The sequence below is a fragment of the Klebsiella sp. S69 genome (assembly GCF_016516145.1).
GTDB lineage: Bacteria > Pseudomonadota > Gammaproteobacteria > Enterobacterales > Enterobacteriaceae > Klebsiella > Klebsiella oxytoca.
Map to the genome: position 1 here is coordinate 59,832 of NZ_JACVUU010000009.1, position 23,743 is coordinate 83,574.

18 protein-coding genes and 7 tRNA genes are annotated in these 23,743 nt (G+C 54.2%); 21 read left to right on the plus strand and 4 right to left on the minus strand.

The window, feature by feature from the left end; all coding sequences use genetic code 11:
• Positions 1-5: 5 nt before the first annotated feature.
• From chiP to nagE, 3 genes are all read right to left on the minus strand, one after another.
• Complete coding sequence (gene chiP / locus IAE27_RS10720) at positions 6-1,409, minus strand: chitoporin ChiP (RefSeq protein ID WP_004100225.1); 1,404 nt, start codon at positions 1,407-1,409, stop codon at positions 6-8.
• Between the two features lie 437 nt (positions 1,410-1,846).
• A complete protein-coding gene (glnS, locus tag IAE27_RS10725; RefSeq protein ID WP_017146347.1) occupies positions 1,847-3,514 on the minus strand; it encodes a glutamine--tRNA ligase in 1,668 nt (555 codons plus the stop codon).
• A gap of 178 nt (positions 3,515-3,692) precedes the next feature.
• Positions 3,693-5,645 (minus strand): PTS N-acetyl glucosamine transporter subunit IIABC, encoded by a 1,953-nt coding sequence (gene nagE, locus IAE27_RS10730; RefSeq protein ID WP_004100222.1) that lies wholly within the window; start codon positions 5,643-5,645, stop codon positions 3,693-3,695.
• Positions 5,646-5,957: 312 nt separating this feature from the next.
• On the opposite strand from nagE, the gene nagB reads away from it, so the two are divergent.
• From nagB to IAE27_RS10790, 12 genes are all read left to right on the plus strand, one after another.
• A complete protein-coding gene (nagB, locus tag IAE27_RS10735; protein ID WP_004100220.1) occupies positions 5,958-6,758 on the plus strand; it encodes a glucosamine-6-phosphate deaminase in 801 nt (266 codons plus the stop codon).
• A 60-nt stretch (positions 6,759-6,818) separates the two neighbouring features.
• Positions 6,819-7,967, plus strand: a complete 1,149-nt coding sequence (nagA, locus tag IAE27_RS10740; RefSeq protein WP_154022721.1) for an N-acetylglucosamine-6-phosphate deacetylase — start codon at positions 6,819-6,821, stop codon at positions 7,965-7,967.
• A 7-nt stretch (positions 7,968-7,974) separates the two neighbouring features.
• A complete protein-coding gene (gene nagC / locus IAE27_RS10745; protein WP_004100216.1) occupies positions 7,975-9,195 on the plus strand; it encodes a DNA-binding transcriptional regulator NagC in 1,221 nt (406 codons plus the stop codon).
• Between the two features lie 45 nt (positions 9,196-9,240).
• Entirely contained in the window at positions 9,241-9,993 is a 753-nt protein-coding gene (locus tag IAE27_RS10750) for an HAD-IIA family hydrolase (protein WP_004100215.1), read from the plus strand.
• Between the two features lie 278 nt (positions 9,994-10,271).
• Positions 10,272-11,933: an asparagine synthase B gene (gene asnB / locus IAE27_RS10755; protein WP_004100213.1), complete on the plus strand. Its 1,662-nt coding sequence runs from the start codon at positions 10,272-10,274 to the stop codon at positions 11,931-11,933.
• 231 nt (positions 11,934-12,164) lie between these two features.
• Positions 12,165-12,241, plus strand: a tRNA-Met gene (locus IAE27_RS10760).
• An 8-nt stretch (positions 12,242-12,249) separates the two neighbouring features.
• Positions 12,250-12,334, plus strand: a tRNA-Leu gene (locus IAE27_RS10765).
• Between the two features lie 35 nt (positions 12,335-12,369).
• Positions 12,370-12,444: transfer RNA gene (locus IAE27_RS10770), tRNA-Gln, on the plus strand.
• 34 nt (positions 12,445-12,478) lie between these two features.
• Positions 12,479-12,553: transfer RNA gene (locus IAE27_RS10775), tRNA-Gln, on the plus strand.
• A 21-nt stretch (positions 12,554-12,574) separates the two neighbouring features.
• Positions 12,575-12,651: transfer RNA gene (locus IAE27_RS10780), tRNA-Met, on the plus strand.
• A 44-nt stretch (positions 12,652-12,695) separates the two neighbouring features.
• Positions 12,696-12,770, plus strand: a tRNA-Gln gene (locus IAE27_RS10785).
• Between the two features lie 94 nt (positions 12,771-12,864).
• Positions 12,865-12,939: transfer RNA gene (locus IAE27_RS10790), tRNA-Gln, on the plus strand.
• Between the two features lie 108 nt (positions 12,940-13,047).
• Here the strand turns inward: IAE27_RS10790 and ubiF are convergent.
• Complete coding sequence (gene ubiF / locus IAE27_RS10795) at positions 13,048-14,223, minus strand: 3-demethoxyubiquinol 3-hydroxylase (protein WP_105889917.1); 1,176 nt, start codon at positions 14,221-14,223, stop codon at positions 13,048-13,050.
• Between the two features lie 208 nt (positions 14,224-14,431).
• On the opposite strand from ubiF, the gene miaB reads away from it, so the two are divergent.
• From miaB to IAE27_RS10840, 9 genes are all read left to right on the plus strand, one after another.
• Positions 14,432-15,856, plus strand: coding sequence for a tRNA (N6-isopentenyl adenosine(37)-C2)-methylthiotransferase MiaB (miaB, locus tag IAE27_RS10800; RefSeq protein ID WP_154022723.1), 1,425 nt, complete (start codon positions 14,432-14,434; stop codon positions 15,854-15,856).
• A gap of 143 nt (positions 15,857-15,999) precedes the next feature.
• Complete coding sequence (locus IAE27_RS10805; protein WP_004100205.1) at positions 16,000-17,046, plus strand: PhoH family protein; 1,047 nt, start codon at positions 16,000-16,002, stop codon at positions 17,044-17,046.
• Positions 17,043-17,510: an rRNA maturation RNase YbeY gene (gene ybeY / locus IAE27_RS10810; protein ID WP_004100202.1), complete on the plus strand. Its 468-nt coding sequence runs from the start codon at positions 17,043-17,045 to the stop codon at positions 17,508-17,510. Before IAE27_RS10805 ends, ybeY begins: the two co-directional genes overlap by 4 nt.
• Positions 17,511-17,608: 98 nt before the next feature.
• A complete protein-coding gene (gene corC / locus IAE27_RS10815; RefSeq protein ID WP_017146349.1) occupies positions 17,609-18,487 on the plus strand; it encodes a CNNM family magnesium/cobalt transport protein CorC in 879 nt (292 codons plus the stop codon).
• Between the two features lie 22 nt (positions 18,488-18,509).
• Positions 18,510-20,048 carry an apolipoprotein N-acyltransferase gene (gene lnt / locus IAE27_RS10820; RefSeq protein ID WP_070557474.1) on the plus strand — a complete coding sequence of 513 codons (1,539 nt, stop codon included), beginning with the start codon at positions 18,510-18,512 and terminating at the stop codon, positions 20,046-20,048.
• A 366-nt stretch (positions 20,049-20,414) separates the two neighbouring features.
• Positions 20,415-21,326, plus strand: coding sequence for an amino acid ABC transporter substrate-binding protein (locus tag IAE27_RS10825; RefSeq protein ID WP_004100196.1), 912 nt, complete (start codon positions 20,415-20,417; stop codon positions 21,324-21,326).
• 162 nt (positions 21,327-21,488) lie between these two features.
• Positions 21,489-22,229, plus strand: a complete 741-nt coding sequence (locus tag IAE27_RS10830) for an amino acid ABC transporter permease (RefSeq protein WP_004111387.1) — start codon at positions 21,489-21,491, stop codon at positions 22,227-22,229.
• The gene (gene gltK / locus IAE27_RS10835; RefSeq protein ID WP_004100190.1) at positions 22,229-22,903 is read left to right on the plus strand and encodes a glutamate/aspartate ABC transporter permease GltK; all 675 of its coding nucleotides are present in this window, start codon (positions 22,229-22,231) and stop codon (positions 22,901-22,903) included. The genes IAE27_RS10830 and gltK overlap by 1 nt, the downstream gene beginning before the upstream one ends.
• Entirely contained in the window at positions 22,903-23,628 is a 726-nt protein-coding gene (locus tag IAE27_RS10840) for an amino acid ABC transporter ATP-binding protein (protein WP_004100186.1), read from the plus strand. The genes gltK and IAE27_RS10840 overlap by 1 nt, the downstream gene beginning before the upstream one ends.
• The last annotated feature ends 115 nt before the right edge of the window (positions 23,629-23,743 follow it).

Sequence of the window (23,743 nt, forward strand, 5' to 3'; positions counted from 1 at the left end):
AGGCATCAGAAAATGGTGAACGGTGCGATAACCATGAACTTCACGTCGCGCTCATCCTGGAAGATGTTACCGTAACCGCCGCTCCAGCTCGGGATATCGGAGTGGTTGTCGTATTGCGTAAAGTGGAGTTTGAACAGCGTGCCCTTCGCGCGCCCTTCCTGAACGGTATACATGGCGTCCAGGCTATAGGCGGACTCTTCCAGGCGTTTATCCGGGTTGTAGTAGGCATCAGGCGAGGACATTCTGCCCGGCTTCGCATCCCAGGCATATACATAGGATGCGCCAAAGGCCCAGCCCGGCATGTTCCAGTTCTTCATGTCATACATCGCGCCGAAGAACACCGCTTTTTCACCGTTGGCGTTGAAGTCCGAGCGGTTATCCCACCAGATATCCAGCCGACCGTTAGAAGAGGCGTAGGTTGGCGTCATACGCTGCAGGAAGTAGCCCTGCTGGCCGTCAGCTTTAACCCAGGTTCCTTCCAGACGCAGGTCCAGCACGTCGGCCACCTTATAGCCAAAGGTCAATGCCTGCAGCCACGCGGTGCCGTCATAAATATCGTTAGCCCCGCCGTTGCTGACTTTATCGCGGGTGCCGTAGAACTGATAGCTGGTGGTTAACGGCGTGCCTGCAACATCAAATTTATAGCTGGCTTTGGCAAAATACTGGTCGATGTAACCCTGGGCCTGACCAAATGCTGCTTCCAGCACCAGGTCGTTTTTAAAATCATATTTGGCGCCGAGAGAGTGAAGGTAATCCACCTTGGTTTTCTTATCGTTCTGGTAAAACTCATCCATCTCAATATGCCACGGCGCTTTATACTCGTTCGTCCACATATAGGAGAAACTCAGCGCGCCCGCGTCGCCATAGTCAAAATTAGCGCCGGCTTCCGCGCCCTGATAGGTGCCGGGCATAAAGCTCCAGTGCGGAGCCAACAGCGTTTGGCCGGTTGGCTGAATATAGCCCGCGCGCGCCCACGCCGGACCAAATTTAAATTTTGCGGCAGCTTTATACAGGCTGATCCCGCTCTTATCGCCGGAATAGTCTTCGTCGTAGGTTTTATTGCGCGAGGAGAAAGCGATTTCGTTCGGGTGACCGCTCTCGCTGCTTTCGCCCATTTCGATGGCGGTAAAGGCAGCAACGTCAATGCCGAACATATCGGCGGCGTAGCCGGACTGGAAGTCGAGGTTGGCGTTCCAGGTAGAGTGCGACAGGTTAGTTTTATATTTGTCGCCGTCGGTCACATCTTTACGGTCGCGTTCACGTTGCCAGTAATAGATGCCGCCGGTTAACGTTGAATCATCAATGAACCCTTCTGCTTTTGCATCCGGCACCATTGCAAATCCTGACAGGGCTGTGACACCGGCAATAGCCAGCGCCAGCGTACTACGTTTGCCACTAAACGTACGCATATGCATATCCTCTTTGACGTTTTAAAAGTGCGGTTACCAGGGGCAACACGCAAAAAATAAAATAAAAATACTTTAAAAGTGGTGCGGTAAAAATTCGCATAACCACTGGCTATAGACTATTTTTCGTGACGCGAATTATCAATCTCTTTCGCCGACCAAAGATGAAGATTATGACAAAGCGCACATAATTTATGTCTTTTTGTTTCAGTCTTAGAAGTCACACATTTAGCGGGGGAAGTGCTTGCAAAAACTGACAAAATTAAGAGAAATGAAAGCGATTACATATTTCCAGGGGATAAAGAGAAAGGGTTAAAAATCGCGTTTATTACAATCTGTAAACAAGATTAATTCGCATCGCGAAAATATGAGATTTTAATTCTCTGATTCTGAATAAAAAAAACGCCGCTGTAAGCGGCGTTGTCCTTCGCGGCGGAGAATTACGCGCCGGCTTTTGCCCATGTATCGCGCAGACCGACGGTGCGGTTAAACACCAGATTGGTTGCGGTTGCATAGCGGCTATCCAGGCAGAAATACCCTTCGCGCTCGAACTGATACGCTTTTTCCGGCTGCGCCTGCGCCAGGCTTGGCTCGGCAAAACCCTGTTTGATAACCAGCGATTCCGGGTTCATCACCGAGAGGAAATCCTCCGCCGCGCCCGGGTTCGGTACGCTGAACAGGCGATCGTACAGACGGATTTCGACCGGCAGCGCGTGCGCCGCGCTCACCCAGTGAATCACGCCCTTCACCTTGCGGCCGTCGGCCGGATCTTTGCTCAGGGTGTCGGCATCATAGGTACAGAAAATCGTGGTGATATTGCCTTCCGCATCTTTCTCCACGCGCTCCGCTTTGATGACGTAAGCATTGCGCAGGCGAACTTCTTTGCCCAGCACCAGACGCTTGTACTGCTTGTTCGCTTCCTCGCGGAAGTCGGCGCGATCGATCCAGATTTCGCCGCTGAACGGCACCTCGCGGCTACCCATCTCCGGTTTATTGGGATGATTCGGCATAGTGACGATTTCGCTGCCGCCCTGCGGATAGTTTTCGATCACCAGCTTAACCGGGTCGATAACGGCCATGGCACGCGGAGCATTTTCGTTCAAATCTTCGCGGATGCAGGATTCCAGGGCAGCGATTTCGATAGTGTTGTCCTGCTTGGTCACGCCGATGCGTTTGCAGAACTCACGGATAGACTCTGCGGTATAGCCGCGACGGCGCAGGCCGGAAATGGTCGGCATACGCGGGTCATCCCAGCCTTCGACGTGTTTTTCCGTCACCAGCTGATTCAACTTACGCTTGGACATCACGGTGTATTCAAGGTTGAGGCGCGAGAATTCATACTGACGCGGATGCACGGGAATGCTGATGTTATCCAGCACCCAATCGTACAGGCGGCGGTTATCCTGAAACTCGAGAGTACACAGAGAGTGGGTAATTCCTTCCAGCGCATCGCTGATGCAGTGGGTAAAGTCGTACATCGGGTAGATGCACCACTTGCTTCCGGTCTGATGGTGATCGGCAAACTTAATACGGTACAGTACCGGATCGCGCATCACGATAAACGGCGAAGCCATATCGATTTTCGCGCGCAGGCAGGCTTTACCCTCGGCAAATCCACCGCTACGCATTTTTTCAAACAGCGCCAGGTTCTCTTCCACGCTGCGATCGCGATACGGGCTATTTTTACCCGGCTCTTTCAGGGTGCCGCGGTACTCACGGATCTCATCTGCTGACAGTTCATCAACGTAGGCCAGGCCTTTATTGATTAATTCAACCGCATACTGGTGCAGCTGATCGAAATAATCAGACGAGTAGCAAACATCCCCGGACCAGTGGAAACCTAACCACTGCACGTCGTTTTTAATCGACTCAACGTATTCGATATCTTCTTTCACCGGGTTGGTGTCATCGAAACGCAGGTTGCATTGGCCCTGGTAATCCTGAGCGATACCAAAGTTCAGGCAAATGGATTTTGCGTGGCCAATGTGCAGATAGCCGTTCGGTTCCGGTGGAAAACGGGTATGAACGGTGGTGTGCTTACCAGTAGCCAGATCTTCATCAATGATCTGACGAATAAAGTTAGTCGGGCGGGCTTCTGCCTCACTCATCGTGGGTTCCTCAAAGCGTAAACAACGTATAACGGCACATGATCTTACAAGCAGGGCGTAGAGACAACTATTAGTTACGCAAAATACGTATCAGAAGGAGATTATGGGGTTGTTTGCGGTAAAAAAAAGCGGCGCAGGTTTCGCTGCGCCGCCGAGGCATAAACGCCACTCAGGAGTCTTATTTGCCTTTAATTTCGTACAACGGCGTCTGGCCCGCTACAACCTTGCCGGTTGCCTGGATAACCAGCGCGCTGTAGTCGTCGCTGTTGCTGCATACGACCGGGCTAATCATCGAACGTGCGTTAGCGTTCAGGAACTCAAGATCCAGTTCCAGAATCGGCTGACCCGCTTTCACTTCCGCGCCCTCTTCCACCAGGCGTTTAAAGCCCTGGCCGTTAAGCGCAACGGTATCGATACCCATATGGACGACGATTTCCGCGCCGTTTTCCGTCTCCAGACAGAAAGCATGGTTAGTGTTGAAAATCTTCACTACGGTGCCCGCTGCCGGCGCAACAACAATCTTATCGGTCGGTTTCACCGCCACGCCGTCGCCGACGGCTTTGCTGGCGAAGGCTTCATCCGGCACCTGCTCCAGGGCCACAATGTCGCCAGTAATCGGCGAAACCAGCGCTTCGACGGTTTTCGCGTTAGCGACGGCCTGCGGTTTAGCGGCCGGAGCGGCTGCGGGCGCGCTGTTTGAAGTCGCTGCTGCTGCGGCAACCGGGCCGCGGGCAACCACTTTCTTCATTTCATCACCGACGGATTCGGCTTTCGCACCGACGATAACCTGGATGGTCTGCTTGTTCAGTTTAACCACACCGGAAGCACCGAGGCGCTTACAGGCCGCATCGTTTACCAGCGCGGAGTCCGCAACGGTCAGGCGCAGGCGGGTAATGCAGGCATCGATCGCTTTCAGGTTATCGGTACCGCCAACCGCCGCAATGTAGTTGGTCGCCAACTGGGTTAAGCCCTCTTCGGTATTGCTGTTGGCTTCTTCAGTGACCACATCATCCACTTTATCTTCACGACCCGGCGTTTTCAGATTGAACATGCGGATTACCGCGCTGAACAGCAGGAAGTAGATAACGAAGAAGACAACACCCATCACAATCAGCATCCAGACGTTCTTGCTGGCTGCCGGCAGGCTGTACATCAGAACATAGTCGATAGCGCCTGCAGAGAAAGAGAAGCCCGCATGGATACCCAGCGCCGTCGCAACGAACAGGCTGATGCCGGTCAGGATAGCGTGCAGGAGATACAGCAGCGGCGCCAGGAACATGAACAGGAATTCCAGCGGCTCAGTCACACCGGTCAGGAATGCGGTGATGGCAACCGACAGCAGCATACCGCCGACCATAGGACGACGCTCTTTAGGCGCCGCGAAGTACATCGCCAGCGCCGCGCCCGGCAGACCGAACATCATGATCGGGAAGAAGCCGGACATGAACATCCCCGCGGTGCCGTCACCGGCATAGAAGCGGTTGATATCACCGTGGAATACCGCGCCAGCAGCGTTAGTGAACTCACCAATCTGGAACCAGGCGATGGTGTTCAGCACCTGGTGCAGACCCGTCGGGATCAGCAGACGGTTGATGAAACCAAAGATACCGGAGCCGAGCGCGCCCGCGCCGACAATCCATTCACCACCAGCATGGATGGCGTTCTGCACCGGCGGCCAGACGTAGCCGAAGATGGCTGCCAGTACCAGACAGAAGAAGCCGGTTGCGATCGGCACAAAGCGTTTGCCGCCGAAGAAGCTCAGGAAGTCAGGCAGTTTGATGCCCGACCAGCGGTTATACACGGCGCCGCCGACCAGACCGGTAATGATACCTGCCAGGACGCCCATGTTGATGGCCGGGTTGATGGTGACCATCGCTTTAGTCAATACGAAGTAACCTACCGCCCCCGCCAGCGCTGCGGCACCGGCGCTGTCTTTCGACCAGCTGGATGCAACACCGATAGCGAAAATCAGCGCCAGGTTATCAAAGATTGCCCCGCCCGCCTGCGCGATAAACGAAATGTTAAGCAGATCGGGTTGCCCGAATCGCAGCAGCAGCGCCGCGACCGGCAGCACTGCGATAGGGAGCTGTAACGCCCTACCGAGTCGCTGGAAAAAACCTAAAATATTCATCTTATTCCCCCTATGAGACCCCGTTGAGGCTCATTAAAGCCACTTTATTATTGTGTAACCTGGTTAAATTTTTAACTTACCTGCAAAGTGTCTGAAAAATTAATTCGTCTCGCAAATTAAATGGCTATTTTTTGTGACAATAGTCACCAAATATCGTATTCACCTCCGCCTTTGACTGGCTAACAACGAAAACTTATTTTATCATTCAAAAAATCAACACGGATTGACCCCGGTCGGCGCAGTAACTGCAATACTCTTACTAGTATGCTGGCGCCAATCCGCCAGGTTCTAATTTAACTATTGAGGTGAACAATGAGACTGATCCCCCTGGTAACTGCTGAACAAGTCGGTAAATGGGCTGCCCGGCATATCGTTAACCGCATCAACGCGTTCAAACCGACTGCAGACCGTCCGTTTGTCCTCGGTCTGCCTACCGGCGGTACGCCTCTGACCGCTTATAAAGCGCTGGTTGAGATGCACAAAGCAGGCCAGGTTAGTTTTAAGCATGTTGTGACCTTCAACATGGATGAGTACGTTGGTCTGCCGAAAGATCACCCGGAAAGCTATCATAGCTTTATGCACCGCAACTTCTTTGATCACGTTGATATCCCGGCGGAAAATATTAATCTGCTGAATGGTAACGCGCCGGATATTGATGCAGAATGCCGTCGTTATGAAGAAAAAATTCGTTCTTACGGTAAAATCCACCTGTTTATGGGCGGCGTGGGTAACGATGGCCACATCGCTTTTAACGAACCAGCCTCTTCTCTGGCTTCACGCACGCGTATTAAAACCCTGACCCACGATACTCGCGTAGCGAACTCCCGCTTCTTCGACGGCGACGTTGATCAGGTGCCGAAGTACGCGCTGACCGTTGGCGTGGGCACCCTGCTGGACGCGGAAGAAGTGATGATTCTGGTACTGGGCCATCAGAAAGCGCTGGCGCTGCAGGCGGCGGTTGAAGGCAACGTTAACCATATGTGGACTATTACCTGTCTGCAGCTGCATCCGAAAGCCGTTGTGGTCTGCGATGAGCCGTCCACCATGGAACTAAAAGTTAAGACCCTGAAATATTTCAACGAATTAGAAGCTGAAAACATCAAAGGTCTGTAATGTAGTCTCGTCCCGCGGCTGCCCCCGCGGGACAATCATTTTTGATAACCGGGGGTCGTAATGTATGCATTAACCCAAGGCCGGATTTATACCGGTCATGAAATTCTGGATGACCATGCGATTGTTATCGCCAATGGCCTTATCGAACGTATCTGTCCTCAAACAGAGCTGCCAACCGGTATCGAACAGCGCTCGGTTGATGGTGCAATCCTTGCCCCCGGTTTTATCGACATCCAGCTTAACGGCTGCGGCGGCGTGCAGTTTAACGACACGGCGGACGCGGTGACCGTTGAAACGCTGGAAATTATGCAGAAAGCCAATGAACGCTCCGGCTGCACCAGCTATCTGCCCACCCTGATTACCGCCAGCGATGATCTGATGAAGCAGGGCGTGCGCGTGATGCGTGAATACCTGCAAAAACATCCTCACCAGGCGCTGGGTCTGCATCTTGAAGGCCCGTGGCTGAATATTGTTAAAAAAGGCACCCACAATCCGGACTACGTACGTAAGCCGGATGCCGCGCTGGTCGATTTCCTGTGTCAAAACGCGGATGTCATCACCAAAATCACCCTGGCGCCGGAACGCGTGGAACCAGAAGTTATCCGTAAACTGGTCGCGGCAGGCATCATCGTTTCCGCCGGTCACTCCAACGCGACGCTCAAAGAAGCAAAAGTCGGCTTCCGCTCCGGCATCACTTTCGCTACCCATCTGTTTAACGCCATGCCGTATATCACCGGCCGCGAACCGGGTCTCGCCGGCGCGATTTTCGACGAGCCGGATGTCTACTGCGGTATTATCGTCGATGGTATGCATGTCGATTACGCTAACGTTCGCCTCGCTAAACGCCTGAAAGGCGATAAGCTGTGTCTCGTTACTGATGCAACGGCTCCGGCAGGCGCCAATATTGAGCAGTTCATTTTTGCTGGTAAAACAATATACTACCGGAACGGCCTGTGCGTAGATGAGAACGGTACCCTCAGCGGGTCTTCATTGACCATGATTGAAGGGGTGCGTAACCTCGTTGAGCATTGCGGCATCGCGCTGGACGAAGCGTTACGTATGGCAACGCTCTACCCTTCCCGTGCGATTGGCGTAGACAAACATTTGGGCTGCATTGCCCCGGGGATGGTCGCTAACCTGACCGCATTTACCCGCGACTATAAAATCACCAAGACCATCGTTAATGGTAACGAGGTCGTCACTGAGTAAGTAAAGTATGACAGCAGGCGGACAGGCTCAAATTGGTAACGTCGATCTCGTAAAACAGCTGAACAGCGCGGCCGTTTATCGGCTCATCGATCAGCACGGCCCCATCTCGCGTATCCAGATTGCGGAACAAAGCCAGCTTGCCCCTGCCAGCGTAACGAAAATTACGCGTCAGCTTATTGAACGCGGGCTGATCAAAGAAGTCGATCAGCAGGCCTCCACCGGGGGCCGCCGCGCTATCTCCATCGTTGCTGAAACCCGCAGCTTCCACGCCATCGGCGTACGCCTGGGCCGCTATGACGCCACCCTGACGCTCTATGATTTGAGCAGCAAAACGCTTGAAGAAGAGCACTACCCGCTGCCGGAAAGAACCCAGGAAACCCTGGAACACGCGCTGCTAAATATCATTGCCGCCTTTATGGAGCGCTGCCAGCGTAAAATCCGCGAACTGATCGCCATCTCGGTGATCCTGCCGGGACTGGTCGATCCGGAAAGCGGCGTCATTCGCTACATGCCGCACATCCAGGTTGAAAACTGGGGTCTGGTCGAAGCGCTGGAAAAAAAGTTTAAGGTCACCTGTTTTGTCGGTCACGATATCCGTAGCCTCGCGCTGGCGGAGCACTACTTCGGTGCGAGCCACGACTGCGAAGACTCCATTCTGGTGCGCGTACACCGCGGAACCGGCGCGGGGATCATCTCCAACGGGCGGATTTTTATTGGCCGTAACGGTAACGTCGGCGAAATCGGCCATATTCAGGTCGACCCCTTAGGCGAGCGCTGCCACTGCGGTAACTTCGGTTGTCTGGAGACCGTCGCCGCCAACGCGGCAATTGAACATCGCGTTCGTCATCTGCTGGAACAGGGTTATCAGAGCAAAATCTCCCTCGATGACTGTACGATCAAAACAATCTGTAAAGCCGCGAATAAAGGCGATGCGCTGGCCTGCGAGGTGATCGAGCACGTTGGCCGTCATCTGGGTAAAACTATCGCCATCGCCATTAACCTGTTTAATCCGCAAAAAGTGGTGATTGCCGGTGAGATCGTCGAAGCGGAAAAAGTGCTGTTGCCGGCTATTGAAGGCTGCATTAACACCCAGGCGCTGAAGGCATTTCGTAAAAATCTGCCGGTGGTCCGTTCTACGCTCGATCATCGTTCTGCCATCGGTGCTTTTGCTCTGGTCAAGCGCGCGATGCTTAACGGGATCCTGCTCCAGCGTTTGCTGGAAAGCTAAAGCCGCTTTATAGTTTCGCCTTTCTTTAACGATGTCGGACAGTCCATGACCATTCAAAACGTAATTTGTGATATTGACGGCGTGCTGATGCACGACAATGTGGCCGTACCGGGCGCCGCCGAATTCATCAAGCGCATTCTCGAAAAAGAGATGCCGCTGGTGATGCTGACTAACTACCCTTCGCAGACTGGCCAGGACCTGGCGAACCGCTTTGCGACCGCCGGAATTGATGTCCCTGATACCGCCTTTTATACCTCAGCGATGGCCACGGCGGATTTTCTGCGCCGTCAGGAAGGTAAAAAAGCCTATGTGGTCGGCGAAGGCGCGCTGATTCACGAACTGTACAAAGCCGGCTTTACCATCACTGACGTCAATCCTGATTTCGTTATCGTCGGTGAGACCCGATCCTTTAACTGGGAGATGATGCATAAAGCGGCGTTTTTTGTCGCCAACGGCGCGCGCTTTATCGCCACTAACCCTGATACGCACGGCCGCGGCTACTATCCGGCCTGCGGCGCGCTGTGCGCCGGCATCGAGAAAATCTCCGGGCGTAAGCCGTTCTATGTCGGTAAACCAAGCCCGTGGATCATCCGCTCCGCGCTGAATAAAATGCAGGCGCATTCGGAACAAACGGTTATCGTCGGCGATAATCTGCGCACGGATATTCTGGCGGGCTTCCAGGCCGGTCTGGAAACTATCCTGGTGCTTTCGGGCGTTGCCACGCTCGATGATATCGACAGCATGCCGTTCCGCCCCTCATGGATTTACCCTTCCGTTGCGGAAATTGATATTTTCTGAATAAAACCACGTCTCATGACGTGGTTTTTCTCTTTTAAAGCCCCAAAAAAGCCCTTCATCTAATAAAAAAGCCTCATTATTAAATATCATTCAATGAAAGCGCTTAAAACATGCTCTTTTTTCACTATTCAGCAATCGTCATTGCATTATTTCCTTTTCCAGCCGTAAAACCCTTGCGCCCTCCGCCCCTTTGCGGCATTTTCTTAAGCACGCACCAGGGCTTCGCAACGAGACGAAGCCTGCACAACATCAAATAAGACAGGGTAACGGAGAAGGCTATGTGTTCGATTTTTGGCGTACTGGATATTAAAACTGACGCAGGCGAGCTGCGTAAAAAGGCACTGGAACTCTCCCGCCTGATGCGCCACCGCGGCCCGGACTGGTCCGGCGTCTATGCCTGCGATAAAGCCATTCTGGCGCATGAACGCCTGTCAATCGTTGACGTGAACGCCGGCGCACAGCCGCTGTATAATGCCGCAAAAACGCACGCGCTCGCCGTCAACGGGGAAATCTACAACCATCAGGCGCTGCGCGCGGAATACGGCGATCGCTATGCCTTCCAGACCGGTTCCGACTGCGAAGTCATCCTCGCGCTGTATCAGGAAAAAGGTCCGGACTTCCTCGACGATCTGCAGGGAATGTTTGCTTTCGCGCTCTACGACAGTGAAAAAGACGCGTACCTGATTGGTCGCGACCACATCGGGATTATCCCGCTGTATATGGGCCACGACGAACACGGCAACTTCTACGTCGCTTCAGAAATGAAAGCGCTGGTACCGGTCTGCCGCACGATTAAAGAGTTCCCCGCAGGCAGCTACCTGTGGAGCAAAGATGGCGAAATTCGCCAGTACTATCAGCGCGACTGGTTCGACTATGACGCGGTGAAAGACAACGTCACGGACAAAAACGAGCTGCGTCAGGCGCTGGAAGAGTCGGTGAAAAGCCACCTGATGTCCGATGTTCCGTACGGCGTACTGCTCTCCGGCGGCCTGGACTCATCGGTAATTTCCGCTATCACCAAGAAATTTGCCGCCCGCCGCGTCGAGGATCAGGAAAAATCCGAAGCCTGGTGGCCGCAGTTGCACTCCTTCGCCGTTGGGCTGGAAGGCGCCCCCGACCTGAAAGCCGCGCAGGAAGTGGCTAACCATCTGGGTACCGTGCATCACGAGATCCACTTTACGGTCCAGGAAGGGCTGGACGCGATTCGCGATGTTATCTATCACATTGAAACTTACGATGTCACCACCATCCGCGCTTCGACGCCGATGTATCTGATGTCGCGTAAAATCAAAGCGATGGGCATCAAAATGGTGCTCTCTGGCGAGGGTTCTGATGAAGTGTTCGGCGGCTATCTCTATTTCCATAAAGCGCCAAACGCCAAAGAGCTGCACGAAGAGACGGTACGCAAACTGCAGGCGCTGCACATGTTCGACTGCGCCCGTGCGAACAAGGCGATGTCCGCCTGGGGCGTTGAAGCCCGCGTGCCGTTCCTCGATAAGAAGTTCCTTGATGTGGCAATGCGTATCAACCCGCAGGATAAAATGTGCGGCAACGGTAAAATGGAAAAACATATTCTGCGCGAATGTTTTGAATCTTATCTGCCAGCAAGCGTCGCCTGGCGGCAGAAAGAGCAGTTCTCTGACGGCGTCGGTTACAGCTGGATCGACACCTTAAAAGAGGTGGCCGCTGAACAAATTTCCGATCAGCAGTTGGAAACGGCCAGCTTCCGCTTCCCGTACAACACGCCATCGTCGAAAGAAGCCTATCTGTATCGTGAGATCTTTGAAGAGCTCTTCCCGGTACCGAGCGCCGCAGAATGCGTGCCTGGCGGCCCGTCCGTCGCCTGCTCCTCCGCAAAAGCGATCGAGTGGGATGAATCTTTCAAAAAAATGAACGATCCGTCCGGACGCGCGGTGGGCGTACACCAGTCGGCCTACTAAGCCTCGTTTTTTGCCAAACGGACTCTTCGGAGTCCGTTTTTACTTTGAGCCTTATTTAAGCCGCTAAAAACGATAAATAACCAATAATTGCCGATTATTGCGCCACGCTGTTCGCAACCTAACCAAACAGTTACTTTCAGCCCATTTTCAATGAAAAAGAGGTTGACGCTTCAAAGCTCAATACGCATAATGCGCCCCGCAACGCCGATAAGGTAACGCGAAAAAAAAGATGGCTACGTAGCTCAGCTGGTTAGAGCACATCACTCATAATGATGGGGTCACAGGTTCGAATCCCGTCGTAGCCACCATCTTTTTTGCGGGAGTGGCGAAATTGGTAGACGCACCAGATTTAGGTTCTGGCGCCGCAAGGTGTGCGAGTTCAAGTCTCGCCTCCCGCACCATTTACTCGTTCGCGTTGTAAGTAAAAGTTTTTTGTTGGGGTATCGCCAAGCGGTAAGGCACCGGTTTTTGATACCGGCATTCCCTGGTTCGAATCCAGGTACCCCAGCCATATTTTCGATGTTTGCGGTTCACCGCGACGGTATTGGGGTATCGCCAAGCGGTAAGGCACCGGTTTTTGATACCGGCATTCCCTGGTTCGAATCCAGGTACCCCAGCCATCGAAAATAGAATACGTATCTGGCTACGTAGCTCAGCTGGTTAGAGCACATCACTCATAATGATGGGGTCACAGGTTCGAATCCCGTCGTAGCCACCATATCAAGGAATTATTGATTCAGTTCGATAAATCCAGAAAGAAATTGGGGTATCGCCAAGCGGTAAGGCACCGGATTCTGATTCCGGCATTCCGAGGTTCGAATCCTCGTACCCCAGCCAATTTCAAAAGACGCTCGCTTCAGAGGAGCGCTTGTTGAAGTCTCTCCAGGCTGTGATTAAGTCTGACTTCAGCACAAGATAGCCAAAATAAAATTGGGGTATCGCCAAGCGGTAAGGCACCGGATTCTGATTCCGGCATTCCGAGGTTCGAATCCTCGTACCCCAGCCAATAAACAGCAAAAAGCTCGCTTCGGCGAGCTTTTTGCGTTCTGGTATTTCGGTGATACCGGCGGAACTTCCCGACCCGGCCGCATCTACGGCAGCCGGGCCGCTAACGTTACAACCCCAACGCGTATTTCAACGCCTGACGCTTCAGTCCGCCAGCGCGCTCGGCCGCCATCAGCCCAATATTTCTCAGTATCCGCACCGGTGGCAAATCGTTGCTAAATCCGGCGTAAAACAGATCCATCCCCGACTGCATAATAAAGTTGTCCGCCTGACGGCGCGTCTGGTAGCGCTTGAGCACCGGTAGGCTGGCCCACTCTTCGCCGTGGGCTTTTGCCCTGGCCAGGACATCCAGCAGCGCATCGACATCGCGATAGCCCAAATTGACCCCCTGCCCCGCCAGCGGATGAATGGTGTGCGCAGCATCGCCCACCAGCGCCAGCCCAGGTTTGACATACTGCAATGCATGGCGACGGGTCAACGGAAACGCGCCCGCGCTTAGCGGCGTCATCTCTCCCAGCCGCGCCGGGAAGTGGCGAATAATTTCCTGCTGTAGCTGAGCCATGCTCATGCCCTGCAGCTGGCGAATCCTCGCCGGCGTGTCGTACCACACCAGCGAAGCCCAATGGTCGAACAGCGGTAAAAACGCCCGTGGCCCCGCAGGGGTGAACTGCTGCCAGGTACTATCTCCGGGATCCTCCGCGCACTGCACGCTGATTAACATACAGGATTGTTGGTACTGCCAGGCATGGATACCGATTCCTGCCAGCTGCCGCACCTGTGAACTGGCGCCGTCCGCGCCCACCACCAGCCGTGCATCAAGCTGGCTGCCATCGGTCAGCGTGACCGAAGCGTGCGTCTCTGCGCGACGCATCTCCTGAAGCGATGTGCCCACCCGCAGGGAGATGTTCTCGTGGGTCTCCAGCGCCTGCCATAGGGCACGCTGCAGGACGTTATTCTCTACCATATAGCCCAGTTCCGGCAGCTTCAGCTCCGCGGCGTTAAACACCACATGCGCGCTTTCCCACTCCCAGGTCTCGAGCTGGCGATAGGCATGGGCGCGCATGGACCGCACGCTATCCCAGACGCCCAGGCCTCTCAGCAGCCCTACCGATGAGGCGCCGATCGCCGAAATACGCACGTCAGGCGTGGAAGAAGCGTCAAAAGCCGGCGGCGCGTTTTTTTCAATGACCGTCACCGTAAAGCCCTGCTGCGCCAGGCCTAGCGCCAGGGCGCCGCCGACCATCCCGCCGCCAACGATAACGACATCTGTTGCATGAATTGTCATGGCTATTATCCTTAAACCCGAATCTCCTCAGTTTACCGGATTTTTATTCGGCTTGCGGTGATTACGGTCGTACTGGTCAGGGCGCGGTCAAAGCATTACAATACGCGCCCTGCAATCCTGGCTTTATATCCGTCACCCTTCACATTGCAGAGCAACATCCGGTGAAGACGCTGACTTTGGGTATACCTAATTAAGCATGAGCAAGTCGATGACAAAAAAACTCCATATTAAAACCTGGGGCTGTCAGATGAACGAATACGATTCATCAAAGATGGCCGATCTGCTGGATGCCACCCACGGGTATCAACTCACCGAAGTGGCGGAAGAAGCGGATGTGCTGCTGCTCAATACCTGCTCAATCCGTGAGAAGGCTCAGGAAAAAGTTTTCCATCAGCTAGGACGCTGGAAGCTGTTAAAAGAGAAGAACCCCAACCTGATCATTGGCGTTGGCGGCTGCGTGGCTTCTCAGGAAGGCGATCATATTCGCCAGCGCGCCCACTATGTCGATATTATTTTTGGGCCGCAGACCCTGCACCGTCTGCCGGAAATGATCAACTCGGTACGAGGCAACCGCAGCCCGGTCGTCGATATCAGCTTCCCGGAAATCGAAAAGTTCGACCGCCTGCCGGAACCGCGCGCCGAAGGCCCAAGCGCCTTTGTTTCCATCATGGAAGGCTGCAATAAGTACTGCACCTACTGCGTGGTGCCTTACACCCGCGGTGAGGAAGTGAGCCGCCCAAGCGACGATATCCTGTTTGAAATCGCCCAGCTTGCGGCTCAGGGCGTACGTGAAGTCAACCTGCTCGGGCAGAACGTGAACGCCTGGCGCGGGGAAAACTACGACGGCACCACCGGTAGCTTTGCCGATCTCCTGCGTCTGGTTGCGGCGATCGACGGTATCGACCGGATCCGCTTTACCACCAGCCACCCCATCGAGTTCACCGACGATATCATCGAGGTTTACCGCGATACGCCGGAGCTGGTCAGCTTCCTGCACCTGCCGGTACAGAGCGGTTCCGACCGCGTGCTGAACCTGATGGGCAGAACCCATACGGCGCTGGAATATAAAGCGATTATCCGTAAACTGCGCGCGGCGCGTCCGGATATTCAGATCAGCTCCGACTTCATCGTCGGCTTCCCTGGCGAAACCACCCAGGATTTCGAGCAGACCATGAAGCTGATTGCCGATGTGAATTTCGACATGAGCTACAGCTTCATCTTCTCCGCGCGTCCGGGAACGCCGGCGGCCGATATGGTCGACGATGTACCGGAAGAGGATAAGAAGCAGCGTCTGTATATTCTGCAGGAGCGCATCAACCAGCAGGCGATGGCCTGGAGCCGCCGTATGCTCGGCACCGTGCAGCGCATTCTGGTGGAAGGTACCTCACGCAAGAGCATCATGGAGCTGTCTGGCCGCACCGAGAATAGCCGCGTGGTGAACTTCGAAGGCTCGCCTGAGATGATCGGTAAGTTTGTTGATGTCGAGATCACCGACGTCTGGACAAACTCCCTGCGCGGTAAAGTGGTGCGCACAGAGGACGAAATGGGTCTGCGTATCGCGGAAACCCCGGAGTCGGTGATTGCCCGTACCCGTAAAGAAAACGATTTGGGCGTCGGTATCTACCAGCCATAATCCGTTCAGGCCTGCCGCTCCGGCAGGCCTTGTATTTCCTCTCCTGAACCCAATATCTACAGCGATGCTTGCGCCATATTCCGATGACGTGAATAATTTCCTGACCGGCTACCCTCCGGCTATCAATGTATAAGAGGAACAGTTTGAATACAGACACTCGCGAAATCACCCTTGAGCCCGCGGACAACGCCCGTCTGCTGAGCCTGTGCGGCCCGTTTGATGACAACATTAAACAGCTGGAACGCCGTCTCGGCATCGAGATTAACCGTCGTGACAACCACTTTAAACTGACCGGCCGGCCGATTTGCGTCACCGCAGCGGCGGATATCCTGCGCAGTCTGTACGTTGATACCGCGCCGATGCGCGGCGAAATTCAGGATATTGAACCGGAACAAATTCATCTGGCGATCAAAGAAGCCCGCGTGCTGGAGCAGAGCGCCGAAAGCGTGCCGGATTACGGCAAGGCCGTGAATATCAAAACCAAGCGTGGCGTGATTAAGCCGCGTACGCCGAATCAGGCTCAGTACATCGCCAATATTCTTGACCATGATATTACCTTCGGCGTCGGCCCTGCCGGGACCGGGAAAACCTACCTGGCGGTCGCCGCAGCGGTAGACGCGCTGGAGCGCCAGGAGATCCGCCGTATTCTTCTGACCCGTCCGGCGGTTGAGGCCGGCGAAAAACTGGGCTTCCTGCCCGGCGATCTGAGCCAGAAAGTGGACCCGTACCTGCGGCCGCTGTACGACGCGCTGTTTGAGATGCTCGGCTTCGAGAAAGTTGAAAAGCTGATTGAGCGCAACGTGATTGAAGTCGCGCCGCTGGCCTATATGCGCGGCCGTACGCTGAACGATGCGTTCATCATTCTTGATGAAAGCCAGAACACCACCATCGAACAGATGAAAATGTTCCTGACTCGTATCGGCTTTAACTCTAAGGCGGTCATTACCGGCGACGTCACGCAGATTGACCTGCCGCGCAGCACCAAATCGGGCCTGCGCCACGCAATTGAAGTGCTGGCAGAAGTCGATGAGATTAGCTTCAACTTCTTCCATAGCGAAGACGTGGTGCGCCATCCGGTGGTTGCCCGTATCGTTAACGCCTATGAAGCCTGGGAAGAAGCAGACCAGAAACGTAAAGCAGAGCTGGCCGCCGAGCGCAAACGCGAAGCCCAGGAACAGGAGCATAAATGAGTCAGGTCATTCTCGATTTACAGCTGGCTTGCGAAGATAACAGCGGAATGCCGGATGAAGCCCTGTTTCAGCGCTGGGTCGATAGCGTTATTCCGCAGTTCCAGGAGGAGTCGGAACTCACGATTCGGCTGGTTGATGAAGCGGAAAGCCACGAGCTGAATCTGACCTATCGTGGGAAAGATAAACCGACTAACGTGCTCTCTTTCCCCTTCGAAGCGCCGCCCGGCATCGAAATGCCGCTGCTTGGCGATCTGGTCATCTGTCGTCAGGTGGTCGAGCAGGAAGCGCAAGAGCAAGGTAAACCGCTGGAGGCGCACTGGGCGCATATGGTCGTCCACGGTAGCCTGCATCTTTTGGGCTATGACCATATTATTGATGAAGAAGCGGAAGAGATGGAATCCCTCGAAACGGAGATAATGCTTGCTCTGGGCTATGAGGATCCGTACATTGCCGAGAAGGAATAACCTGTTGCCGGCTTTGCCGGCGACTGGCCGCTATGCCGGGCGCTGAGTATACGCGTGACGAGCGACTATTTAACCAACATGAGAACCCATACGACGCCATGAGCGACGACAATTCACACAGTAGCGACACAGTAAACAGCAAAAAGGGATTCTTCTCCCTGTTACTCAGCCAGCTTTTTCACGGGGAACCGAAAAACCGTGATGAACTGCTGGCGCTGATCCGTGATTCCGGGCAAAACGACCTTATCGACGAAGATACGCGCGATATGCTCGAAGGGGTAATGGATATCGCCGACCAGCGCGTCCGCGACATCATGATCCCCCGCTCGCAGATGATTACCCTGAAACGCAACCAGACGCTGGACGAGTGCCTCGATGTGATCATCGAATCCGCCCACTCGCGTTTCCCGGTGATCAGCGAAGACAAAGATCACATCGAAGGGATTCTGATGGCCAAAGATCTGCTGCCGTTTATGCGCAGCGATGCTGAAGCCTTCAGCATGGAAAAAGTGTTGCGCCCGGCGGTTGTCGTGCCCGAAAGCAAGCGGGTTGACCGCATGCTGAAGGAGTTCCGCTCCCAGCGTTATCATATGGCTATCGTTATCGATGAGTTTGGCGGCGTCTCGGGTCTGGTGACCATTGAAGATATCCTTGAGCTGATCGTCGGTGAGATAGAAGACGAATATGACGAAGAAGAAGATATCGATTTCCGTCAGCTGAGCCGCCATACGTGGACGGTACGCGCGCTGGCCTCAATCGAAGACTTCAACGAAGCCTTCAGCACCCACTTCAGCGATGAAGAGGTTGATACCATCGGTGGTCTGGTGATGCAGGCCTTTGGCCATCTGCCCGCCCGCGGCGAGTCTATCGACATTGATGGTTACCAATTCAAGGTCGCAATGGCCGACAGCCGACGTATTATTCAGGTACACGTAAAGCTTCCTGATGATGCCCCGCAGCCGAAGCTGGAAGACTAATCCAACGGGACGATTAACCTAAATGGTATTTGCCTCTCTCATTGAACGCCAGCGCGTACGCCTGCTGCTGGCGCTTTTATTCGGAGCCAGCGGAACGCTGGCTTTTTCACCTTATGACATCTGGCCGGCGGCGATTATTTCGTTAATCGGCCTGCAGGGCTTAACCCTCAACCGCCGTCCAGTGCAAAGCGCCGCGATCGGCTATTTCTGGGGCTTAGGGCTGTTCGGCTCCGGTATTAACTGGGTCTACGTGAGTATCGCGCAGTTCGGCGGTATGCCCGGGCCGGTCAACGTTTTCCTGGTCGTTCTGCTGGCCGCCTATCTCTCTCTGTACACCGGATTATTTGCCGGTATTCTTTCGCGCCTGTGGCCAAAAACCAGCTGGGTACGCGTTGCCATCGCCGCCCCGGTGATATGGCAGGTTACCGAGTTTCTGCGCGGCTGGGTGCTGACCGGCTTTCCGTGGTTACAGTTTGGCTACAGCCAGATCGACGGTCCGCTCAAAGGGCTGGCGCCCGTTATGGGCGTCGAGGCGATTAACTTCCTGCTGATGATCGTCAGCGGTTTGCTGATACTGGCTATCGTGCAGCGCAGCTGGAAGCCGCTGGTCGCTGCCGGCGTGCTGTTCGCCCTGCCCTTCCCGCTGCGCTATATTCAGTGGTATCAGCTGCTGCCGGAGCGCGCGACCACGGTTTCGCTGGTACAGGGAGATATCCCCCAGGCGATGAAATGGGACCAGGATCAGCTACTCAATACCCTGAAAACCTATCTGGATCTCACCCAGCCGCATATGGGCAAATCGCAGCTGATCGTCTGGCCGGAGTCGGCGATACCGGATCTGGAAATTAATCAGCAGCGCTTCCTCAGTATGATGGATGACCTGATGCGGTCGAAAAACAGCTCGCTGATTACCGGCATCGTCGACGCGCGCCTGAACGCACGTAATCGCTACGATACTTACAACACCATTATTACGCTGGGCAAAGATAACCCGTACAGCTACGACTCAAAGAATCGCTACAACAAGAACCATCTGGTGCCGTTTGGCGAGTTTGTGCCGCTGGAATCGATTCTGCGTCCGCTGGCGCCATTCTTTGATCTGCCAATGTCCTCTTTCAGCCGCGGTCCGTACGTGCAGCCGCAGCTGGTGGCGCATAACATGCGACTGACGGCGGCTATCTGCTACGAGATCATCCTTGGCGAGCAGGTGCGGGATAACTTCCGCCCGGACACGGATTTTCTGCTAACCATCTCTAACGACGCGTGGTTCGGTAAATCTATCGGCCCGTGGCAGCATTTCCAGATGGCGCGTATGCGCGCGCTGGAGCTGGCCCGTCCGCTACTGCGTAGCACCAATAACGGCATTACCGCGGTCATCGGCCCGCGTGGTGAAATTCAGGCAATGATCCCGCAGTTCACCCGCGCCGTGTTAACCAGCAAAGTGACCCCAACGACAGGACTGACGCCGTACGCTCGTACGGGAAACTGGCCGCTGTGGGCGTTAACTATCCTGTTCGGTTTTGGCGCCCTGCTGATGAGTCTGCGCCAGCGCCGTCAATAATTCCTCCTTTCTCTTCTACCGCGGCGGCTTTCGTCGCCGCGGGCATCTCTTCCTTTCGTTGCATATTGGCACGGCCATTGCTTAATAAATTCCTGTAGCAACGCGATCCTGAGGGGTACAACCCGGTTGCACCACCACAGATCATCAGGCAGCGCTATTTTGGTGCAATGGGGGATTTTTGCCTTTAAATGGTGCGGTGCGCCTCGCAAAAACCAACAATATAGCAGCAAAATCTTTACATTAAGCCAAACTAAATGCTAACAAACACATACAAATGCTGCACGCAAAGACGGCAGCCATAAAAAGCACACACATTCACAATGGGTATCAATAGCGTTTAACGACGCTGAGGATAAGGAGTCGGATATGCAATTACGTAAACTGGCCGCAGCGATGCTGGTCATGGGACTGACCGCCGGCGCGGCGCAGGCAGAAGACGCAGCAGCAACCACCGGCCAGAGCACTCTGGATAAAATCGCCAAAAACGGCGTCATCGTCGTTGGTCACCGTGAATCATCCGTTCCATTTTCTTACTATGACAACAAGCAGCAGGTCGTAGGCTACTCCCAGGACTACTCAAATGCGATCGTTGATGCCATCAAGAAAAAGCTGAACAAACCGGATCTGCAGGTGAAGCTGATCCCGGTTACGTCTCAAAACCGTATCCCGCTGCTGCAAAACGGTACCTATGATTTCGAATGCGGTTCCACCACCAACAACCTTGAACGTCAGAAACAGGCGGCCTTCTCCGACACCATTTTCGTTGTCGGTACCCGTCTGCTGGTGAAAAAAGGCGGCGCGATTAAGGACTTTCCGGACCTGAAGGATAAAGCCGTCGTCGTCACCTCCGGAACTACCTCCGAAATTCTGCTGCATAAGCTGAATGACGAGAAAAAAATGAACATGCGCATTATCAGTGCTAAAGATCATGGCGACTCTTTCCGTACCCTGGAAAGCGGACGCGCGGTGGCCTTTATGATGGATGACGCGCTGCTGGCGGGCGAACGGGCGAAGGCGAAGAAGCCGGATAACTGGGAGATCGTCGGCACGGCGCAATCCCAGGAAGCTTACGGCTGTATGCTGCGTAAAGACGATCCGCAGTTCAAAACGCTGGTCGATGAGACGGTAGCCCAGGCGCAAACCTCCGGTGAAGCCGAAAAATGGTTCGACAAGTGGTTTAAAAATCCTATTCCGCCAAAGAACCTGAATATGAATTTTGAACTCTCTGACGAAATGAAAGCGCTGTTCAAATCACCTAACGACAAAGCTCTTAACTAATTAAAAAAACAAGGGGCAGGAACTCCTGCCCTCCCGATTGTTGCTACGGCGCGGACAGACTATACGGCGGCTGGTCGTTCCCCAGCGGCCGCGAATACCGAAACAGGCTGAGCAACAATCTTCGAGGGTAGCGCTGCTACCCTTTTTTTCCAGGAGTCATGTATGTCAATAGACTGGAACTGGGGGATATTCCTGCAACAGGCCCCGTTCGGCAATACTACCTATTTAGGCTGGCTATGGAGTGGTTTTCAGGTCACCGTTACGCTGTCAGTCACGGCCTGGATTATCGCCTTCTTCGTAGGCTCGCTATTCGGTATTCTCCGTACCGTCCCTAATCGTCTACTCTCGACTATCGGTACCTGTTACGTTGAGCTGTTCCGTAACGTTCCGCTTATCGTGCAGTTTTTCACCTGGTATCTGGTGGTGCCTGAACTGCTGCCGGAAAATATCGGCATGTGGTTTAAGTCCGAGCTGGACCCTAATATTCAGTTTTTCGTTTCTTCGATGCTGTGTCTGGGATTATTTACCGCCGCTCGCGTCTGCGAACAGGTTCGTTCCGGCATCCAGTCCCTGCCGCGCGGCCAGAAAAATGCCGGGCTGGCGATGGGGCTGACGCTACCGCAAACCTATCGTTACGTGCTGCTGCCCAACGCCTATCGCGTTATCGTGCCGCCAATGACCTCTGAAATGATGAACCTGGTAAAAAACTCGGCCATCGCTTCCACCATCGGACTTGCCGATATGGCCGCGCAAGCGGGTAAGCTGCTGGACTACTCGGCCCATGCCTGGGAATCGTTTACCGCCATCACCCTCGCCTACGTCTTTATCAACGCCGTCATCATGCTGATCATGTACGTGGTCGAACGTAAGGTCCGCCTGCCGGGCAATATGGGGGGTAAATAATGTACGATTTTGACTGGAGTTCTATTATCCCTTCCATGCCATACCTGCTGGCTGGACTGGTCATCACGTTAAAAATCACCGTGACCGCGATTGTTATCGGGATTGTCTGGGGGACGATTCTGGCCGTGATGCGCCTGTCGAGTTTCCTGCCGCTGGCGTGGTTTGCCAAAACTTACGTTAACGTCTTCCGTTCTATTCCGCTGGTAATGGTACTGCTGTGGTTTTATCTGATTGTCCCGGGCTTCCTGCAGAACGTGCTTGGCCTGTCGCCGAAAACCGATATCCGGCTGATTTCGGCGATGATCGCCTTTTCCATGTTTGAAGCGGCTTACTACTCGGAAATCATTCGTGCCGGTATTCAGAGTATCTCCCGCGGCCAGTCCAGCGCTGCGCTGGCGCTGGGCATGACCCACTGGCAATCTATGAAGCTGGTGATCCTGCCGCAGGCGTTTCGCGCCATGGTACCGCTGCTGCTGACTCAGGGCATCGTCCTGTTCCAGGATACCTCGCTGGTTTATGTCCTGAGCCTGGCCGACTTTTTCCGCACCGCCTCGACGATTGGCGAACGTGACGGAACCCAGGTGGAGATGGTGCTGTTCGCAGGCGCCGTATATTTTGTTATTAGCCTCAGCGCATCGCTGTTGGTCAGCTGGTTGAAGAAAAGGACTGTGTAATGATTACCCTGAAAAATGTTTCAAAATGGTATGGTCACTTTCAGGTGCTGACCGATTGCTCCACGGAAGTGAAAAAAGGCGAAGTGGTGGTGGTCTGCGGGCCTTCGGGTTCGGGTAAATCAACGCTGATTAAAACCGTCAACGGCCTGGAGCCCATCCAGCAAGGTCAAATCATCGTCGACGGCACCACCGTCAACGATAAAAAGACCAATCTCGCCAAACTGCGCTCGCGGGTCGGGATGGTATTCCAGCATTTCGAGCTGTTCCCGCACTTATCGATTATTGATAACCTCACCCTGGCGCAGGTTAAGGTGCTCAATCGCGATAAAGCAGCTTCTCGAGCAAAAGGGCTAAAGCTGCTGGAACGCGTGGGGCTTTCCGCCCATGCTGAAAAATTCCCCGCTCAGCTCTCGGGCGGCCAACAGCAGCGCGTGGCCATCGCTCGCGCGCTGTGCATGGACCCCATCGCCATGCTGTTTGATGAACCCACTTCCGCGCTTGACCCTGAGATGATTAACGAAGTGCTGGACGTTATGGTTGAACTGGCGAATGAAGGGATGACCATGATGGTGGTTACCCATGAAATGGGCTTTGCGCGTAAGGTCGCCAACCGGGTCATCTTTATGGATGAAGGTAAAATAGTCGAAGACGCCGATAAAGAAGCGTTTTTTGCTAACCCGCAATCAGAACGCGCCAAAGACTTCCTCGCCAAAATTCTGCACTAGGTTCTGCGGCGCGCACGATATCACCGTGCGCGCCTGCTGCCCTTCTCCTTTCAATCGCTCCATCTCAAGGCGTCAGCTTCACAACGTGAAGTAAATATTTCACAAAGAATTCAGG